The 18,268-nt window shown below is 63.8% G+C and carries 11 protein-coding genes; 9 read left to right on the top strand and 2 right to left on the bottom strand.

The window, feature by feature from the left end; translation table 11 throughout:
- Position 1: 1 nt before the first annotated feature.
- Positions 2-1,930: an autotransporter assembly complex protein TamA gene (locus ACWGTO_RS10690; RefSeq protein ID WP_454574819.1), complete on the bottom strand. Its 1,929-nt coding sequence runs from the start codon at positions 1,928-1,930 to the stop codon at positions 2-4.
- 280 nt (positions 1,931-2,210) lie between these two features.
- On the opposite strand from ACWGTO_RS10690, the gene ACWGTO_RS10685 reads away from it, so the two are divergent.
- The 9 genes from ACWGTO_RS10685 (at position 2,211) to ACWGTO_RS10645 (ending at position 16,648) form a co-directional block, all read left to right on the top strand.
- Positions 2,211-7,694, top strand: coding sequence for an MG2 domain-containing protein (locus ACWGTO_RS10685; RefSeq protein WP_454574818.1), 5,484 nt, complete (start codon positions 2,211-2,213; stop codon positions 7,692-7,694).
- 173 nt (positions 7,695-7,867) lie between these two features.
- Positions 7,868-9,958 carry a penicillin-binding protein 1C gene (pbpC, locus tag ACWGTO_RS10680; RefSeq protein ID WP_454574817.1) on the top strand — a complete coding sequence of 697 codons (2,091 nt, stop codon included), beginning with the start codon at positions 7,868-7,870 and terminating at the stop codon, positions 9,956-9,958.
- A 1-nt stretch (position 9,959) separates the two neighbouring features.
- Positions 9,960-10,682, top strand: coding sequence for a M15 family metallopeptidase (locus ACWGTO_RS10675; RefSeq protein ID WP_454574941.1), 723 nt, complete (start codon positions 9,960-9,962; stop codon positions 10,680-10,682).
- Between the two features lie 234 nt (positions 10,683-10,916).
- Entirely contained in the window at positions 10,917-11,945 is a 1,029-nt protein-coding gene (locus ACWGTO_RS10670; protein WP_454574816.1) for a sulfate ABC transporter substrate-binding protein, read from the top strand.
- A 31-nt stretch (positions 11,946-11,976) separates the two neighbouring features.
- Positions 11,977-12,828 carry a sulfate ABC transporter permease subunit CysT gene (gene cysT / locus ACWGTO_RS10665; RefSeq protein ID WP_454574815.1) on the top strand — a complete coding sequence of 284 codons (852 nt, stop codon included), beginning with the start codon at positions 11,977-11,979 and terminating at the stop codon, positions 12,826-12,828.
- Positions 12,821-13,705: a sulfate ABC transporter permease subunit CysW gene (gene cysW / locus ACWGTO_RS10660; RefSeq protein WP_454574814.1), complete on the top strand. Its 885-nt coding sequence runs from the start codon at positions 12,821-12,823 to the stop codon at positions 13,703-13,705. The genes cysT and cysW overlap by 8 nt, the downstream gene beginning before the upstream one ends.
- 13 nt (positions 13,706-13,718) lie before the next feature.
- Entirely contained in the window at positions 13,719-14,759 is a 1,041-nt protein-coding gene (locus ACWGTO_RS10655) for a sulfate/molybdate ABC transporter ATP-binding protein (RefSeq protein WP_454574813.1), read from the top strand.
- 192 nt (positions 14,760-14,951) lie between these two features.
- Positions 14,952-15,938, top strand: coding sequence for a sulfate ABC transporter substrate-binding protein (locus ACWGTO_RS10650; RefSeq protein WP_454574812.1), 987 nt, complete (start codon positions 14,952-14,954; stop codon positions 15,936-15,938).
- Positions 15,939-16,198: 260 nt separating this feature from the next.
- A complete protein-coding gene (locus tag ACWGTO_RS10645) occupies positions 16,199-16,648 on the top strand; it encodes an RrF2 family transcriptional regulator (RefSeq protein ID WP_006202816.1) in 450 nt (149 codons plus the stop codon).
- 72 nt (positions 16,649-16,720) lie between these two features.
- Here ACWGTO_RS10645 and ACWGTO_RS10640 read toward each other — a convergent pair whose 3' ends face one another.
- Complete coding sequence (locus ACWGTO_RS10640; protein ID WP_454574811.1) at positions 16,721-18,247, bottom strand: acyl--CoA ligase; 1,527 nt, start codon at positions 18,245-18,247, stop codon at positions 16,721-16,723.
- Positions 18,248-18,268: the final 21 nt, after the last annotated feature.

The raw sequence follows: 18,268 nt of genomic DNA, 5'->3' as shown, positions 1-18,268 counted from the left end.
GTCAGAACGCCTGTCCGATGCCGGCATAAATGCCGAAACGCGGGTCGCCACGATCGCGGTTGAGCGGCAGGGCGGCATCGATGCGCAGCGGCCCGAACGGGGTAATATAGCGCAGACCGACGCCGGCGCCGACCTTCACGTCGGAAAAGTCCGGCGTCGATTTGGTCGAGACGGTGCCGGCATCGACGAACGGGACGATGCCGATCGTATCGGTGAGCGCGATGCGCATCTCGACAGATGTCTCGAAGAAGGAAAGCCCGCCGATCGGCTGATTGTCGATGTCCTTGGGACCGATGCCCTGATAGGCATAGCCGCGCACCGAGCCGCCGCCGCCGGAATAGAAGCGCCGGTCGGCCGGAACATGTTCGAGGCTGGTGCCGACGATCGAACCCAGGGCGACGCGTTCGGCAAGCACGAATTTCGACGCCGTGTCGAGCGACTGATAGGCCGACCCCTCGCCCTTGAGCTTGAGGAAGGCGGCGCCGCTCATAATGTCGTAGCTCGGCTCGGCATAGGCCAGCACCCTGAAGCCGTTGGTCGGATTGAGCCGGTTGTCGCGGTTGTCATAGACATATTGCAGCGGAATGCTGGCGATCAGGTATTTGTGCTTGCCGAAAGCGTCGGTGATCCTGGAATAGTCGAGCGCGATTTCAGCCGAAACCGTCTGCTTCTTGTCGATCTCATAGGACAGGCCGGTGCTGCCCTTGACCGAGAAATGGTCGTAGGCGTCGGGATGTTCGAGCACTGTCTTGACGCTGGCAATGAATTTCGAGGCCGGCCCGACGACGCCCGGCTTTTCGAACATGATGCCGGCATTGTAGTTGAGCTCGCTCAAATCATTGCTGCCGATGCCGCTGATCTTGCCGTCGATGCGCAGCTTTTCGGCCCGGCCGAACAGATTGCGGTGGCCCCAATAGCCTTCGAGGCCGAGCCCCTCGGTGTTGGAGAAGGTGCCGCCGACGCCGAAATAGCGCGGCTTGCGCTCGCTGACCTGGACGCCGATCGGAATGTTGCCGTCGGCATCGAGAGCGTCGGCTTCCTTCAGCGTGACACTGTTGAACACCTCCAGCCCGAGCAGCCGGTCGCGGGCGTCGTCGATCTCATCAGGCGAATATTGCCGGCCGCGTTTCAGCCCGGTCATGTATTCGGTGAACTCACGATCGACCTTCTCGGTCCCCTCGACGGTGGTGTCGCCATAGCCGGCTACCGGCCCTGCGGCCACCGTCAGCGTCACGTCGAGCGTCGAGGTGTCGTGCTGGGCGACGACCTGCCGGTCGGTGATCCGGGCAAGCGGCCGCCCCTCCTGCTTCAGCGCCCGCACGATCAGCGCCTCGCCCTTGAGCACGGCGCCGGAACCGGCATCGCCGCCCGCAATCAAGCCGAAATCGGCGCTCGCCAGCCCGGCGGCATCGCCTTCCAGCCTGATGTTGCCGAGGGTGAATTTAGGCCCGCTGGCGATGCTGATCACCACCGGAATCGGCTGCGGACCGGCAAATTCGGCGTCCGGCGGCAGATCGTCGAGCGCCTTGCCCTGGATGGTGATGGTGACGACGCCTTCATAGCGGGCATCCGAATAGAGGGCGGCGACCAGCTGCTCGCGGTCGCTGCGCGCCTTGGCCAAAAGGCCGAGCGAACCGGAAACCGGGCGCTCCTCGTCGGCTTTCAGCGACGAGGCGTTTTCGAGCTTCTTGACCAGGTCCTTGTCGGCATCGGGCGCCTCGATGCTGACGGAATAGCGCAGCGGGTCGACAATATCGGCGTCCTCATCGTTCGATGAGCCCCACAATTTGATGCCGAAGATCTCGAAGGCGGCCGCCGACCCCGATTCGAAGACAAGCACGATCGAGCACGCCAACGCCAAAAGCAGCGCGCGCGAAAGCACGCGCTGTGGCGCGCCTCCCCCTGACATGTGCCTTTCATACGCCGGCATTAAGACAACCTAGATGACAAAACTAAAATTGGAATGAAGTTTTGAAGTGCTCGTAAAGGGGCCACAATCCAATTGTCTGAAATAGGCAGGGCTTGGAATTCACACCTTCTGCGTTGCCGCAAGAAAGCGTGATCCCTTTCCCTGTGGATGAAACATCTCACATACTGGCCATCGGCCGGCATGGGAACCGTTGGCAGGCGTTAACCTGTCCGTCCTCGTGTTGACAAGCTTGACTGAAGCTTGAACATGCCGCGGACGTAAGCAGTGTCTGGAGGGTGTTATGGCAATGCGCGCGGCTCGTGGTCTGTCTATCCTGATCCTTCTCTTTTTCGCCTGGGGAGCTGTCGCGCAAGCGGCCGAAGCCCGCCGGGTGGTGACCTCAAACAATTCCGACTATTTCGGCTTCGATCTCCGATCGGACCAGAATGTCAGCCTCGATCAGTGCAAGACCACATGCCTTGGCGACCCCGCCTGCCGCGCCTTCACCTACAATAATAAGGCCAAGTGGTGCTTCCTCAAATCCGACTACAACCAGCTGAAACCGTTCAGCGGCGCTATCGCGGGCAAGGTCGTCAATGTCGATGGCGACCCCGATATCGGCGCCCCGCCGGAACTCGCCTTCTTCCCTAACTGGATGGCCGACCAGGCCCAGCAATACCGCAACAAGCTGACCGATCCGGCCTATGACAAGCCGACCGATGGGTTGGAAGCGCTCCGCGCCGCGGCCGAACAGGCCGCACTGACCGGCGACCATGCCCAGGCCATGAACAAATACGAGGCTGCCGTTTCGGTCCTGCCCGATGACGCCCAGCTGTGGCTCGGCCTGGCCCGCGAAACGCTTGCCCAGCAGCCGGCTAATGGCAGCTCGGGAGCTTATAATTTGCCGGTCAAGGGTACGTCGGCAGCCTTCAATGCCTACAAATTGCTGCGCACCACCAAGACCCGCGCCGAGGTGCTGGCGCTGCTCGGAAACGGCCTCGACCGCCGCGATCTCTACCGTCCGGCCCTGCAGGCCTATGAGGCGAGCCTTGCTCTGGTCAGCTCGCCGGCGGTCAAGGCCGAATATGAGGACCTCAAGGCCCGCAAGGGCTTCCGTGTCATCGATCACTCGGTCGACGCAGATACCAGCGCGCCGCGCATTTGCGCGCAGTTTTCCGAGGAACTGGTCAAGACCGGCGTCGATTACGCCCAGTTCGTCACCGTCGACAACCAGCCGCCCAAGGGCGTCGAAGCCAAGGACAAGCAGATCTGCGTCGAAGGTCTGGAGCATGGCCAGCATTACGAAGTAACCTTCCGCGCCGGCCTGCCGGCGGCGATCGGCGAAGTGACTGCCGCCCCGGTTGTGCTGTCGATCTATGTCCAGGATCGCGCACCGTCCGCTCGCTTCACCGGCGACAGCTTCGTGCTGCCGGCCGGCGCCCGCCGCGGCATTCCGGTCGTCACCGTCAACATGACCGCCGCGCAGATGAAGCTCTACCGCATCGGCGATCGTTCGCTGGCGCAGCTTCTGTCCGGCTATCAGTTCCTGAAGCAGCTCGACGGCTACGACATCTCAAGCATTTCCGACCAGATGGGCGAGCCTGTCTGGGAGGGCCAGCTCGACATCGCCAACGACCTCAACAAGGACGTCACGACGTCGTTCCCGGTCGACGAGGCCTTGCCGCAGCGCAAGCCCGGCGTCTACGTGCTGACCGCGGAACCGGTCAACGAGAATGATGACGACAATTACAATTCGCTTGCCACCCAGTGGTTCGTCGTCTCCGACATCGGCCTTTCGACCTATACCGGCCAGGACGGGCTGAATGTGTTCACCCGCTCGCTCGGCACCGCCAAGCCGATCGCAGGCGCGGAACTGACGCTGCTAGCCAGGAACAATGAAATCCTCGGCACCGCGACGTCGGATGCCGAAGGCCACGCCGTCTTCAACCCAGGCCTGACACGCGGCGACGGCGGCATGGTGCCGGCCGTGCTGATGGCCAAGCAGGGCGACAACGACTTCGTCTTCCTCGACATGGGCCGCGCCGGCTTCGATCTTTCCGATCGCGGCGTCTCCGGACGAGCCGCACCTGGTGCGCTCGATGTCTATGCCTGGACCGAACGCGGCATCTACCGCGCGGGCGAGGACGTGCATGTTGCAGCCCTTGCCCGCGACGGCGCCTCCAAGGCGGTCGAGAACCTGCCGCTGACCTTCATCTTCACCCGTCCCGACGGCGTCGAGAACCGCCGCATTGTCGCCGACGGCGTGTCGGCCGGCGGCTATGCCGTCGACCTGCCGCTCGAAGCCAACGCCATGCGCGGCACCTGGACGGTGTCGATCTACACCGATCCCGAGCAGGCCGCCGTTTCCAGCCAGATGTTCCTGGTCGAAGACTTCGTGCCGGATCGCATCGAATTCGACATGAAGTCCGACAAGCAGGAGATCGCACAGGGCGAAACCGCCAACATCGACATTGACGGCCGCTTCCTCTATGGCGCGCCGGCTGCCGGTCTCGCGCTCGAAGGCGAGCTGACGCTGTCGACCGCTCGCGACTGGGACCGTTTCGCCGGCTATTCGTTCGGCCTCGCCGACGAGCAGTCGGCCGAACCCTCGGTCACGCCCTTCACCGGTCTTCCGGTGGTCGGCGACGACGGCAAGGCGACCTTCCCGGTCAGCGTCGACCAGCTGCCCGCGACCACCAAGCTGGTCGACGCCAAGGTCACGGTCCGCATGCGCGAAACCGGCGGTCGTGCCATCGAGCGCTCGCTCAACATCGGCATTCGCCCGCAGGGCCACATGATCGGCATCCGTCCGGATTTCGCCGACAATGAGGTGCCGCAGGGCGGCACCGCCAAATTCAGCCTGATCGCGGTCGATCCCGACGGCAAGCGCGAGACGCTGAAAGGCGCGCAATGGTCGCTGGTCAAGGTCGAACGCAATTACCAGTGGTACCGCAACAACAACTCCTGGAACTACGAACCGGTGACCTTCACCAAGTCGATCGCCAACGGCCAGGTCGATCTCAGCGCCGATGCCGAGGCGACCGTGACGATGCCAGTCGACTGGGGCCAGTACCGGCTCGAGATCGAGACTGCCGACCCCGAGGGTCCGGCGACCAGCTATGAGTTCGACGCCGGCTGGTATGTCAGCTCGACCTCCACCGAAACCCCTGATGGCCTCGAGATCGCCCTCGACAAGGACAGCTATGCCGCCGGCGAGGTGGCCAAGCTGAAAGTGTCGCCGCATTTTGCCGGCGAACTGCTGGTCACCATCGGCGCCGACAAGCTGCTCAAGACCGTCACGGCAACCGTACCGGCCGGCGGCAGCACGGTCGACATTCCGGTCGGCGACGATTGGGGCGCCGGCGCTTACATCACCGCAACCCTGTTCCGGCCCGGCGATGCGCAGGAAACCCGCATGCCTGCCCGCGCCATCGGCGTGAAATGGCTGACGGTCGATCCGGGCTCGAAAAAGCTCGCCGTTACGCTCACGCCGCCGGACAAGACCATGCCGCGCCAGCAGCTGTCGATCCCCGTTTCGGTGGCCGGCGTTGCACCGGGCAGCAATGCCTATGTCACGGTCGCTGCCGTCGATGTCGGCATCCTGAACCTCACCAACTACAAGGCGCCGGATCCGGAGAATTGGTATTTCGGCCAGCGCATGCTGGGGCTTGAGGTCCGCGATATCTATGGCCGCCTGATCGATGGCTCGCTCGGCACCACCGGCAAGCTCAGGACCGGCGGCGACGGCGCCGCCATGCAGACGCAAGGCAGTCCGCCGACCGAAAAGCTGGTCGCCTTCTTCTCCGGCCCGGTCCAGCTCGACGCCGACGGCAAGGCAAGGGTCGACTTCGACATTCCGCAGTTCAACGGCACCGTGCGCGTCATGGCCGTCGCCTGGACCAAGGATGCCGTCGGCCATTCCTCGACAGACGTCATCGTGCGTGATCCGGTGGTGATCACCGCCGGCCTGCCGCGCTTCCTGGCGCCTGGCGACAATGCCGTCATGCGGCTCGACGTCGCCGACACGGACGGTCCGGAAGGCGACTATGCCTTGTCGATCGACACCACGGGCGACCTCTCGACCGGCGACAAGCCGTTGCCGGAAAAGCTGACGCTGGCCAAGGGCAAGCGCCAGACGCTGACGGTGCCGCTGATCGCCAAGACGGCCGGCAACGCTTCACTGACCATCAAGCTCGCCCATGGCGACGGCACCTCCGTCGAACAGACGCTCTATGTGCCGGTGCGTCCGGCGCAATTGCCGGTCACCACCCGGCTGGTGGTCGACCTCAAGGGCAATGGCGGTTCGCTGCGCGTCGACAAGGAACTGCTCGCGGCAAGCTTGCTCGACGGCGCCTCGGTCAGCGTCGGCGTTTCGCAGGCAGCCGCCTTCGACGTGCCGTCGCTGCTGATGACGCTCGATCGCTACCCCTATGGTTGCGCCGAGCAGACCACCAGCCGCGCCATGCCACTGCTCTACGTCAACGATCTGGCGTCATCCGTCGGCATGCAAAGCGATCCCGATCTGCACGACCGCGTCCAGGCCGCCATCTACAAGGTGCTGAGCTACCAGGCTTCGGCCGGCAGTTTCGGCCTGTGGGGTCCGGGCTCCGGCGATCTGTGGCTCGATTCCTATGTCACTGACTTCCTGACCCGGGCGCGCGAGCAGAACTACGATGTGCCGGCGCTCGCCATGAACCAGGCGCTGAGCAATCTGCAGAACTCGGTCGGCTACGACCAGGATGTCCAGGACCGCGGCAGCGAAATCGCCTACGCGCTCTACGTTCTGGCCCGCAACAAGAAGGCCTCGGTCGGCGATCTGCGCTACTACGCCGACACCAAGCTCGAAGCCTTCTCGAGCCCGATGGCCGTCGCCCAGCTGGCGGCGAGCCTGGCGCTCTACGGCGACGCGCAACGTTCGGAAGCGACCTTCCAGACGGCGTTGCAGCTGGCCAAGTCGACCACGGACTACGATTACTACCGGTCCGACTATGGCTCGCGGCTGCGTGACGGCGCCGCGATCCTGGCGCTCGCCGCCGAATCGAAGCCGGTGCCGACCATCGTGCCGGAGCTGATCCGGCTGGTGGCGAGGGAACGCGCCGATGCCCGCTGGACCAGCACGCAGGACGAGTCCTGGATGCTGCTGGCGGCCCGGGCGCTGAAGTCGGGCAACGACTCGATCAAGCTGTCGGTCAACGGCGCGCCGCATGCCGGTGGTTACTCCACCCAGCTCAGCGGCACTGATATATCCGGCAGCCCGCTGACCATCGCCAACACCGGCTCGACGCCGCTGCAGGCGGTCGTCACCACGGTCGCCTCTCCGGTCGAACCTCTGCCGGCCGGCGGTGACGGCTTCACCATCGATCGCACCTACTACAAGCTCGATGGCACCGAGGCCAACGTCACCGAGGCGACGCAGAACGAACGCTACGTGGTCGTGCTCAAGATCTACGAGCAGAACCGCTGGCCGTCGCGCCTGCTGATCACCGACCTGCTGCCGGCCGGCTTCGAGATCGACAACCCGGGCCTGGTTTCCAGCGCCCAGCTGTCGAATTTCACCTGGCTGGCGCAGACCGACGCCGCTCATCTCGAATTCCGCGACGACCGTTTCGTCGCGGCGTTCAACCCCAATGACGGCGACGGCGACCGCAACATCATGCTGGCCTACGTCGTACGCGCGGTGACGCCGGGCACCTATGCTCATCCGGCAGCCACGGTGGAGGACATGTACCGGCCGCAATACTCGGCCCGCACCGCCACCGGCATGATGGAGATCAAGGCGCCGTAAGGCGCCTTGGCGAAGATGAGCGCGCCGACGGCAGTGACAGTCACCTTCTCCCCGTCAAGACACGGGGAGGTGAGGAATGGTCCGCGCAGCGGACGAAAAGCCAATTGCTTGGCTTTTCGAATGACGAACGCCCGAAGGGCCGTCGGCCCGGCAGGCGGATGAGGGGCAGCACCATGCTCTCCAGAAAATTTCTCCGTCGAACAGGCATCGCCACAGCTTCCCTCGCGGGCTTTGCGGCAATCGCTGCTGCTTCTCTCTGGGAACTCGATCGCGCCTTCCCGCCGCCGCTGCCCGAAAAACTCACCGTCTCCACCGAAGTCCAGGATCGCGACGGCCAGCTGTTGCGCGCCTTCGCCACACCGGACGGCTACTGGCGCCTCGACACCCATCTCGACCAGATCGACAAGCAGTTTATCGACATGCTGGTCACCTATGAAGACAAACGCTTCTGGGACCATGATGGCGTCGACGTGCTGGCGCTGGCACGCGCCGCCGGCCAGTTCGCCACATCAGGCCATATCGTCTCCGGCGGCTCGACACTGTCGATGCAGCTCGCCCGGCTGATTGAGCCGCGCGAAAGCCGCAGCCTCGGCTCCAAGGTCAAGCAGATGCTGCGCGCCATCCAGATCGAACGGCGTCTGTCCAAGCAGGAGATCCTTGAGCGCTATCTGACGCTGGCGCCATATGGCGGCAATCTCGAAGGCGTGCGCGCCGCCTCGCTCGCCTATTTCGGCAAGGAACCTAAGCGGCTCACCGTTTCGGAAGCCGCCCTGCTGGTTGCACTCCCGCAATTACCGGAAAAGCGCCGGCCGGACCGCAATCTCGGCATCGCGCATGCCGCCCGCGACCGCGTGCTGAACCGCATGGTTTCTTCAGGCCTGCTTGGCGAGCGCGAGGCCGCGCGCGCAGCCCTTGACGATGTCTCGGGCCTGCGCCGCAAACTGCCGGCGCTGGCGCCGCACGCCGCCTTTGCCATGCTGCCCAAGGCCGTGCCCGGCAAGCCGCTGCAGCTGACCATCCGCAAAAGCGTCCAGCAAGGGCTGGAACAGGTGGCGCGCGATGCCGCGATCAAGCTCGGCCCTCGCCTTTCCGTCGCCATGGTCATGGCGGACGCCCGCACCGGCGACATTCTGGGCGAAGTGGGCTCGGCCGATTTCTTCGACGCCAGCCGCTCCGGCTGGATCGACATGACCAAGATCGTGCGCTCGCCCGGTTCGACGCTGAAGCCGTTCATCTATGGCCTCGCCTTCGAGCAGGGTCTGGTGGCGCAGGAAATGCTGATCGAGGACAGTCCGGTCGATTTTGGCGGCTACCGGCCGAAGAATTTCGACATGGGCTATCAGGGCGATGTATCGATCCGTCAGGCGCTGCAACTATCGCTCAATGTGCCGGCGATCCGTGTGCTTGATTCTGTCGGCCCGGCACGGCTGATGGCGCGCTTCCGCCAGGCCGGCGTCAGTCCCGTGCTGCCGGTCAACGAGGCGCCGGGCCTCGCCATCGGCCTCGGCGGCGTTGGCGTAACGCTGCGCGATCTCGTCCAGCTCTATACCGGGCTCGCCAATGGCGGTAAGGCGAACACGCTGCACGACGGCACCGAGCCGGCCAATGCCGAACGCACCACCGCCACCATTCTCGAGGCCCAGGCGAACTGGCAGATCACCGACATATTGTCAGGCGTTAAGCCGCCCGAAGGCGCCTTGCAGCGCGGCATCGCCTACAAGACCGGGACGTCCTACGGCTATCGCGATGCGTGGTCGGTCGGCTTCGATGGCCGCTACGTGCTGGGCGTATGGGTCGGCCGCGCCGATGCCGGCGCGGTGCCCGGCTTGTCCGGCTATGTCTCGGCCGCACCCATCCTGTTCGAGGGCTTTGTCCGCTCGGGCCTCGCCGCCGTTCCGCTGCCCAGCCAGCCGGCCGGCGTTGTCAAGGCAAAGCGCGAGGATCTGCCGGTGACACTGGCGCGTTTCGGAGCCGGCGCCGACGGGTTGGTGCAGGCAAGCCAGACCGAACCGGCGCCAACGATCATATTCCCGCCCAACGGCGCCCGCGTCGATCTCGCCACCAATTCCGCCGAAGCCTCACCGCTGGTGCTCAAGCTGCAGGGCGGCCGCGCGCCATTCCGCTGGCTCGCCAACGGCAAGCCGCTCGTCGGCATCGACCGCCGCCGCACCGCAACTTGGCTGCCCGACGGCGCCGGCTATTCGACGCTGACGGTCATCGATGCCGTGGGCCGTGCGGCCAGCGTGAAGGTGTTCGTTGAATAGAGTGCGGCAGGCGATTCAAAGCATTGGACTTTGCGTCCTGCAGCTTGTCGTCTTCGTTCTCCCCGCCTCCGCCGCCCCCCTGCCCGCCGGATTTGTTCGCCTGGCCGATGTCGATCCATCGATCCGCCAGGACATCCGCTATGCCGGCCTGGAAAATTTCCTGCATCGCAAGGCACAGGGCTATGACGCACCGGTTTGCATTCTCACGAAGCAAGCTGCGAAGGCTCTGTCCGGTGTGCAGAAGGAACTCGCGACCGACGGCCTGACGCTGGTCGTCTTCGACTGCTACCGACCGGCGCGCGCCGTCGCCGACATGGGCAAGTGGACCAGAGAAGGCGGACCACCCGATCCGCAATGGTATCCCCAGGTCAAGCGCGGCGACCTGACCGCCAAGGGCTATATCGGCGAACTGTCCACTCATTCACGCGGCTCGACCGTCGATGTCGCCATCGCCCGCAGCGACGGCAAGAGTACGTCATTCGCCACTTGCGGTGCGACCGGCGCCGGGACCCTCGATTTCGGCACCAGCTTCGACTGCTTCGACCCGGCAAGCGAAACCGCCCACCGCCCGCTGGCAACAGAGGCGGCGGCAAACCGCAAAAGACTGCTCGATGCCATGCGCGCCGGCGGCTTCAAGAACTATTCGCGCGAGTGGTGGCATTACACGCTCGGGAATGAACCGTTTCCTAAGCAGCGCTTCGACTTCTCCATCACTGCGAAGTGAAGCCACCCAAAATGCTCCGACGAATCTCCACCGTAGCGGCCTTGCCTCCGCGCGGCCCGCTTCTAAATAGCGCCCGACCGGCTTGGAGTCGGCGCAGGCTAATATGAGGAAAATGTTTCCTCTCGGCGCCCAATATCGGCGAAAAATTGCTTCGGAGGGGCAAAAAAGGCAACGTTGAATGCATCTAATTTCTATCAATTCGATAGAGTTCAGCCGTCATCAACGGAGGCGGAAATGACCAAACCTCATTTCAGGAAACTGCTCGGCGCACTGGTCGCCACATCGATCCAGTTCGGCACGCTCGGTTTCGCGTTTGCCGATACCACCATTCTCAACGTGTCATATGACCCGACACGCGAACTCTACAAGGCCTATGACGAGGCCTTCGCCGCGCACTGGAAGGCCGAGACCGGCGAGACGGTCACCATCCAGCAATCGCATGGCGGATCGGGCGCCCAGGCTCGCGCGGTGATCGATGGCCTGGACGCCGATGTGGTGACGCTGGCCCTCGAAGGCGACATCAACGCCATCGTCGCCAAGTCGAAGAAGATCAATCCCGACTGGCGCACCAAGTTCGAAAACAATTCGGCGCCCTACACCTCGACCATCATCTTCCTGGTCCGCAAGGGCAATCCGAAGGGCATTCATGACTGGAGCGATCTGGTCAAGGACGGCGTCCAGGTGATCACGCCGAACCCGAAAACGTCGGGCGGCGCGCGCTGGAACTACCTCGCCGCCTGGGCCTACGCCAACGCCAATGACGGCGGCGACGAAGCCAAGACCAAGGAATTCGTCGGCAAGCTCTACGCCAATGCTCCGGTGCTCGACACCGGCGCGCGTGGCTCCACCGTCACCTTCGCGCAAAAGGGTCTCGGCGACGTGCTGATCGGCTGGGAAAACGACGCCTATCTGGCGCTCAATGAATTCGGCGCCGACAATTTCGAGATCGTCTACCCCCCGACCTCGATCCTGGCCGAACCGCCGGTCGCCGTGGTCGACGCCAATGTCGATGCCAAGGGCACGCGCAAGGTGGCCGAAGCGTATCTCGGCTGGCTCTATTCCAAGGAAGCTCAGACCATCATCGCCAAGAACCACTATCGTCCGGCCAAGCCCGAGCTGGTGGATGCGGCGGATGTTCCGAAGACGCCGGAAATCAAGCTGATCTCCATCGACGATCCGCTTTTCGGCGGCTGGAAGAAGGCGCAGCCTTATCATTTCGGCGATGGTGGTATATTCGACCAGATCTACAAGCCGGCCCAATGAGCTAAGACCCGCGAGCTAAGATCAGGACGACATGACCACAGCACCCGCCAAGGCGGGGTGGCGATTCAGGCAGCCGAGCGTCATTCCGGGTTTCGGATTGACGCTCGGCTTCTCGCTTGCCTACCTCACGCTCATCATCCTCATCCCCTTGTCGGGGCTCATCTGGCGTTCGGCCGCCCTCGGCTGGGCCGATTTCTGGGCGATCGCCACCGACCGGCGCACCCTCAACGCGCTTGAGATCAGCTTTGGCACCGCCTTCATCGCGGCTGCCGTAAACGTCGTATTCGGCACGCTCGTTGCCTGGGTGCTGGTGCGCTACCGCTTCCCCGGCCGCCGCATCGTCGATGCCATGGTCGACCTGCCCTTCGCGCTGCCGACCGCAGTGGCCGGCATTGCGCTGACCACGCTCTATGCACCCAATGGCTGGATCGGCCATCTCCTGGCGCCACTCGGCATCAAGGTCGCCTATACGCCGCTCGGCATCGTGGTGGCGCTGGTCTTCATCGGCCTGCCCTTCGTCGTGCGCACGGTGCAGCCGATCATGGAGGAGATCGACAAGGAAGTGGAGGAGGCAGCCGCCACGCTCGGCGCCAATCGCTTCCAGATCATCACTCGCATCCTGTTTCCGGGACTGGCGCCGGCCATCGTGACCGGCTTCTCGCTCGCCTTCGCGCGGGGCGTCGGCGAATACGGCTCGGTCATCTTCATCGCCGGCAACCTGCCCTACAAGTCGGAGATCGCGCCGCTGCTGATCGTCATCCGGCTGGAGGAGTATAATTACCCCGCAGCGACCGCGATCGCGGCGATCATGCTTCTGCTGTCGTTCCTGATGCTCCTGATCGTCAATCTCGCGCAGTCATGGAGTCGCAAACGCTATGGCTGATCCCGAAATCAAATCCTACGAGCCGCATCACGAGAGCCAGTCGGCGGCGGTGACCGAGAGCCTGCCCGTGCGGCTGCTGCTGATGGCGGTGGCCTTCGCCTTCCTCGCGATCTTTGTGCTCCTGCCGCTGATGATCGTCTTCCACGAAGCGCTGGCCAAAGGCGTGGGCGCTTACTCGGAAGCGCTGTCCAATCCCGACACACGATCGGCAATCCGGCTGACGCTGCTGGTGGCGGCCATCGCCGTGCCGCTCAACGTCGTCTTCGGGATTTCGGCCGCCTGGGCGATCGCCAAGTTCGAGTTCAAGGGGAAGGCGTTTCTCACCACCCTGATCGACCTGCCCTTCTCGGTCTCGCCGGTCATCTCCGGCCTGGTCTATGTCCTGCTGTTCGGCGCGCAAGGGCTGCTTGGCGGCTGGCTGAAGGAGCACGGCATCCAGATTTTGTTCGCCGTGCCCGGCATCGTGCTCGCCACCGTCTTCGTCACCTTCCCCTTCGTGGCCCGCGAACTGATCCCGCTGATGCAGGAACAGGGCAATGGCGATGAGGAGGCCGCGCTCTCGCTCGGCGCTAATGGCTGGCAGACCTTCTGGTATGTGACGCTGCCCAACGTCAAATGGGGATTGCTCTACGGCGTGCTTCTGTGCAACGCACGCTCAATGGGCGAATTCGGCGCGGTTTCGGTCGTGTCCGGCCACATACGCGGGCTGACCAACACCATGCCGTTGCATGTCGAAATCCTCTACAACGAGTACAACGCCGTTGGCGCTTTTGCCGTCGCTTCGCTGCTTGCCGGCCTGGCACTGGTGACGCTGGTCTTGAAAACACTTCTCGAGATGCGCTACGGCGCCGAGATCGCCGCGACACGCGGGCATTGATTGAGGGATTTGCATGGAAGTTCGCGTTGCCAACGTGCGCAAGGAGTTTGACCGGTTTCCGGCCCTCCATGACGTATCGCTTGACATCAAGTCGGGTGAGCTGATCGCGCTGCTGGGGCCGTCCGGCTCCGGCAAGACGACGCTGCTGAGGCTGATCGCCGGGCTGGAGCGGCCGACGCTTGGAAAGATCTTCTTCGGCGACGAGGATGCCTCGCAGAAGTCGATCCAGGATCGCAATGTCGGCTTCGTCTTCCAGCACTATGCGCTGTTCCGGCACATGACGGTCGCCGCTAATATCGGCTTCGGCCTGAAGGTCCGGCATGGACCGTCGCGGCCGCCGGCAGCCGAAATCCGCCGCCGCGCCTCGGAGCTGCTTGACCTCGTCCAGCTTTCCGGCTTGGAAAAGCGCTACCCGGCGCAGCTTTCGGGCGGTCAGCGGCAGCGCGTGGCGCTGGCGCGCGCCATGGCGATCGAGCCCAAGGTGCTTCTGCTCGATGAGCCGTTCGGCGCGCTCGACGCGCAGGTGCGGCGCGAACTCCGCCGCTGGCTGCGCGAGATTCATGATCGAACCGGCCACACCACCGTCTTCGTCACCCACGACCAGGAAGAGGCGCTGGAGCTTGCCGACCGCGTCGTGGTGATGAGCCAGGGCCGCATCGAACAGGTCGGTTCGGCCGACGAGATTTACGACACCCCGAACTCGCCCTTCGTCTACTCCTTCATCGGTGAATCGAGCTCGCTTCCGGTCAAGGTCGACAATGGCGAGATCTGGCTTGCCGACCGTCCGATCGGCGTGTCGGCCCCGCATGCGCCAGAGGGCGAAGCGACGTTGTACTTCCGTCCGCACGATATCGAACTGCTCGACGGCTGCAGCGGCTGCATCGCCGGCACCGTCGCCGCCAGCCGTCGCGTTGCCGGCACCAGGCGCGTTGAACTCGAAATCGGCGGCGAACGCCAGCGGGTAGAAATCGAACTGCCCGTCGACCATCCGGCTGCGCAGAAGAGCCGGGTAGCGTTCAGGCCACGGCGCTGGAAGCTTTTTCCGGCGGCATAGACGTCATCCATCAACGGGCCGAAGCGATTCAACTTGGAAGGAAATCCTACCAACCGGCTGTTTCGGCAATACTATTTCTCACCACTGGACGGCAGGCCGCGTCTGCATGTCTGGTCGCGCTGGACATGGTCCTATTATGTTGGCGCATTATATCGATGCATTCGAGCCGGCAGTCCCAAGGAGTCCCTTTTCATGAAGCGATTTTTGCTCAAGCTTGCCACCGCCGCCGGCCTGGTCCTCGCATCCTCCCAGGCATGGTCGGCCGACAGGTTGCTCAACGCCTCCTATGATGTCGGGCGCGAGCTGTTCGTTCAGGTGAACAAGGCTTTCATTGCCGGACATCCCGGCGTCACCATCGACCAGTCGCATGCCGGCACCTCGGCGCAGGCGCGCGCTATTGCCGAAGGCCTTGCCGCCGACGTCGTCACCTTCAACCAGGTCACCGACATCGACTTCCTGGTCAAGAAAGGCCTCGTCTCCGCCGACTGGCAGAAGGATTTCCCCGACAACGCCTCGCCCTTCTATTCGCTGCCGTCCTTCCTGGTGCGCGCTGGCAATCCGAAACACATCAAGGACTGGAATGACCTCGTGCGCGACGACGTGCAGGTGATCTTCCCCAATCCGAAAACCTCGGGCAATGCGCGCTACACCTATCTGGCGGCGACCGCTTACGCCAAGGAGGCCTTCAACGGCGACGACGCCAAGGTGAAGGAGTTCGTCACCAAGCTGTTCAACAACGTGCCGATCTTCGACACCGGCGGCCGCGCTGCCACCACGACCTTCGTGCAGCGCGAGATCGGCGACGTGCTGATCACCTTCGAGTCGGAGACGCGCGGCATCCGCAAGGAGTATGGCGACGACAAGTTCGAACAGGTTACCCCTACCGTCAGCCTGCTCGCCGAATTCCCGGTGGCTATTGTCGACAAGGTCGCCGACGAGCATGGCAGCCGCGACCTCGCCAAGAGCTATCTCGACTTCCTCTACACACCGGAGGGTCAGACCATCGCCGCCGAAAATGGCCTGCGCGCCCGCAACACTGAAATCGCCGCCAAATACAAGGCCGATTTCCCCGATGTCCGCCTGTTGACGGTGGAAGACGTCTTCGGCGGCTGGGACAAGGTGCAGAAGGAACACTTCGCCGCCGGCGGCCTGCTCGACCAGATCTACGGCAGCCGCTGATATCAGCAGCGTCCGGACTGAAAACTGAACAAGAAAGCCGGCTCTTTGCCGGCTTTTTCGTTTGGCACAGACAAACTGCTTCCCCGAACGATCAGCGCTATCCGTGAAAAACGTTACAAAGAATCAACGCCTTTGTGCCTAACCTCTCAACCGGGCGGCTTGTTCTACGCGAAACCGGGTTGTTCAGGCGAAACGTCATGATTTGCACACAAACAACCGCCAGATGCGGGTGGTTGGGGTTTTCATGAACTGAATCGGGCATGCTTACCAAAAAAGGCAAATACGGCCTCAAGGCCCTCGTGCATCTTTCCGGCCTGCCGGTCGGCCAGCTTGCATTCGTCAACGACATTGCTGTTGCCAACAACATCCCGAAGAAATTCCTGGATGCCATCCTGGGTGAGTTGCGCAATGCCGGCTTCGTCCAGAGCCGCAAGGGCAAAGAAGGCGGCTATCGCCTCGCCAGGCCAGCCTCCGAGATCAAGATCGGCCATGTCGTGCGCGTCCTGGACGGGCCGCTGGCGCCAATCCCCTGCGCCAGCCGCACGCAGTACCAGCGCTGCGAGGATTGCGACGAGGCGACCTGCCAGGTCCGGCACATGATGCTGGAGGTGCGCCAGGCCATCGCCGAGGTGCTGGATAACAGAAGCCTCGCCGCCATGCGTGATGCCGACAATGACGATTTTCCGGTCGAGCTGACGTCGCAGATCTAAGCAATTCCAGGAAAAGTGTGAAGCGGTTTTCCGTCCGGAATTGCGTAAAAACAAAGAGATAGATCTGATCTCTCAGACCAGACCGAGCCTGCCGGCCAGGCCGACCCGCTGGATCTTGCCGGTCGGACCCTTGGGTATCTCCTGCAGAAACAGGATGTGGCGCGGCACCTTGAACTCGACGATGCGGCTGCGCGCGAAATCGCGGATCTGCTCGGCATCGGCAATGGCGCCCTCGGCAAGCACGATGGCCGCCCCCACCTCCTCGCCCAGCATGGCGTGCGGCACGGCGAAGGTCACCGCCTGCGCCACCAGCGGATGATCGAGCAGCACATTGTCGACCTCAAGCGGCGAGATCTTTTCGCCGCCGCGATTGATGATCTCCTTCAGCCGCCCGGTGATCTTGAGGTCGCCATCGCCGTCGATCAGGCCCTGGTCGCCGGTGCGGAACCAGCCATCGGTGAAGGCAGCTTCATTGGCCAACGGATTGTTGAGATAGCCATCATGGATGTTGGCGCCGCGCACAGCGATCTCGCCCTTCTGGCCCGCCGGCAGGATTGCCCCCTTGTCGTCGAGGATCGTCACCTCGGGACCGGCAGGCAGGCCGACCGAGCCCGGCTTGCGACGCGCCGGCGGCAGGCCGTTCGACGTCATCTGGTGCGCCGCCTCGGTCATGCCATAGGTCTCGACCACCGGACAGCCGAAGACGCGCTCGAGGTCGCGGAACACAGTATCGGGAAGCGCTGCCGAAGACGATCGGATGAAGCGCAGCCGCGCTGCCGCGATCGTCTCGCCATTGCGCGCGGCGCGCGCCAGGATCGCCTGATGCATGGTCGGCACCGCGCTATACCAGGTCGGCCGGAAGTCGGCCAGCCAGCCATAGAATTTGAGCGGGTTGAAGCCTGGCGTGCAGACGACGGCGCCGCCGACTGCCAGCTGTGCACTGAGCGCCGCCATCAGCCCGTGAATGTGGAACAGCGGCATCACGTTGAGACAGACATCGTTTGCCGACAGCGCCAGCGTGCGGGCGATGTTGGCCATCGATGCCTGCAGATTGCGCTGCCGCAAGCCGACGATCTTCGGCCGCGCCGTGGTTCCCGATGTGTGCAGGACCAGCGCGAAATCGTCGGGTCCGTTGAGCTGCGCGTCGCCGGCGCCGGCAAGCTGGGCGTTGCCCGAAAGCACAAACTCGCCAGTTTTCGCGCCTTCAGGCACGACGACATCGAGCACCGCAATGCCGAGCCCCTTTGCGGCGTTGCGCGCGGCATCGCCCATGCCTTGTCCGCACAGCAGAAGCTTCACGTCGAGATCGCCGAGATAGAAACGAAATTCGTCTTCGCCGTAAGCTGGATTGAGCGGCGCCGCCGTCGCCAGTGCCGAGACCGCCAGGAAACAAGCCGCCATTTCCGGGCCGTTGGCCAGGACGATGCCGACAGCCGTGCCGCGGCGAACGCCGCGCCTGGCGAGATCGCCGCAGAGTTGGTCGACATGGTTTGTGAGGCCGGCAAAGCTGAGCGGAGCCCGGTCCGGCGCCATCAGCGCCACCGCGGCCGGCTGCCAGGGCGCCAGTTGCGGAAGTGCTACCGATAGGGCCTGTTTCAAGCTCGAACCCTGAATGGCGTT

This window comes from Mesorhizobium sp. PL10 (assembly GCF_053714315.1).
Note: the sequence above shows the minus strand (reverse complement) of the source record. Positions and strands in the feature narration are given on the sequence as shown.

What these genes read in the sequence shown, in the direction of transcription:
- ACWGTO_RS10690 (WP_454574819.1), bottom strand. Translation starts at nt 1,930, where the DNA reads ATGCCGGCGTATGAAAGGCACATGTCAGGGGGAGGCGCGCCACAGCGC.
- ACWGTO_RS10685 (WP_454574818.1), top strand. Translation starts at nt 2,211, where the DNA reads ATGGCAATGCGCGCGGCTCGTGGTCTGTCTATCCTGATCCTTCTCTTT.
- pbpC (WP_454574817.1), top strand. Translation starts at nt 7,868, where the DNA reads ATGCTCTCCAGAAAATTTCTCCGTCGAACAGGCATCGCCACAGCTTCC.
- ACWGTO_RS10670 (WP_454574816.1), top strand. Translation starts at nt 10,917, where the DNA reads ATGACCAAACCTCATTTCAGGAAACTGCTCGGCGCACTGGTCGCCACA.
- cysT (WP_454574815.1), top strand. Translation starts at nt 11,977, where the DNA reads ATGACCACAGCACCCGCCAAGGCGGGGTGGCGATTCAGGCAGCCGAGC.
- cysW (WP_454574814.1), top strand. Translation starts at nt 12,821, where the DNA reads ATGGCTGATCCCGAAATCAAATCCTACGAGCCGCATCACGAGAGCCAG.
- ACWGTO_RS10655 (WP_454574813.1), top strand. Translation starts at nt 13,719, where the DNA reads ATGGAAGTTCGCGTTGCCAACGTGCGCAAGGAGTTTGACCGGTTTCCG.
- ACWGTO_RS10650 (WP_454574812.1), top strand. Translation starts at nt 14,952, where the DNA reads ATGAAGCGATTTTTGCTCAAGCTTGCCACCGCCGCCGGCCTGGTCCTC.
- ACWGTO_RS10645 (WP_006202816.1), top strand. Translation starts at nt 16,199, where the DNA reads ATGCTTACCAAAAAAGGCAAATACGGCCTCAAGGCCCTCGTGCATCTT.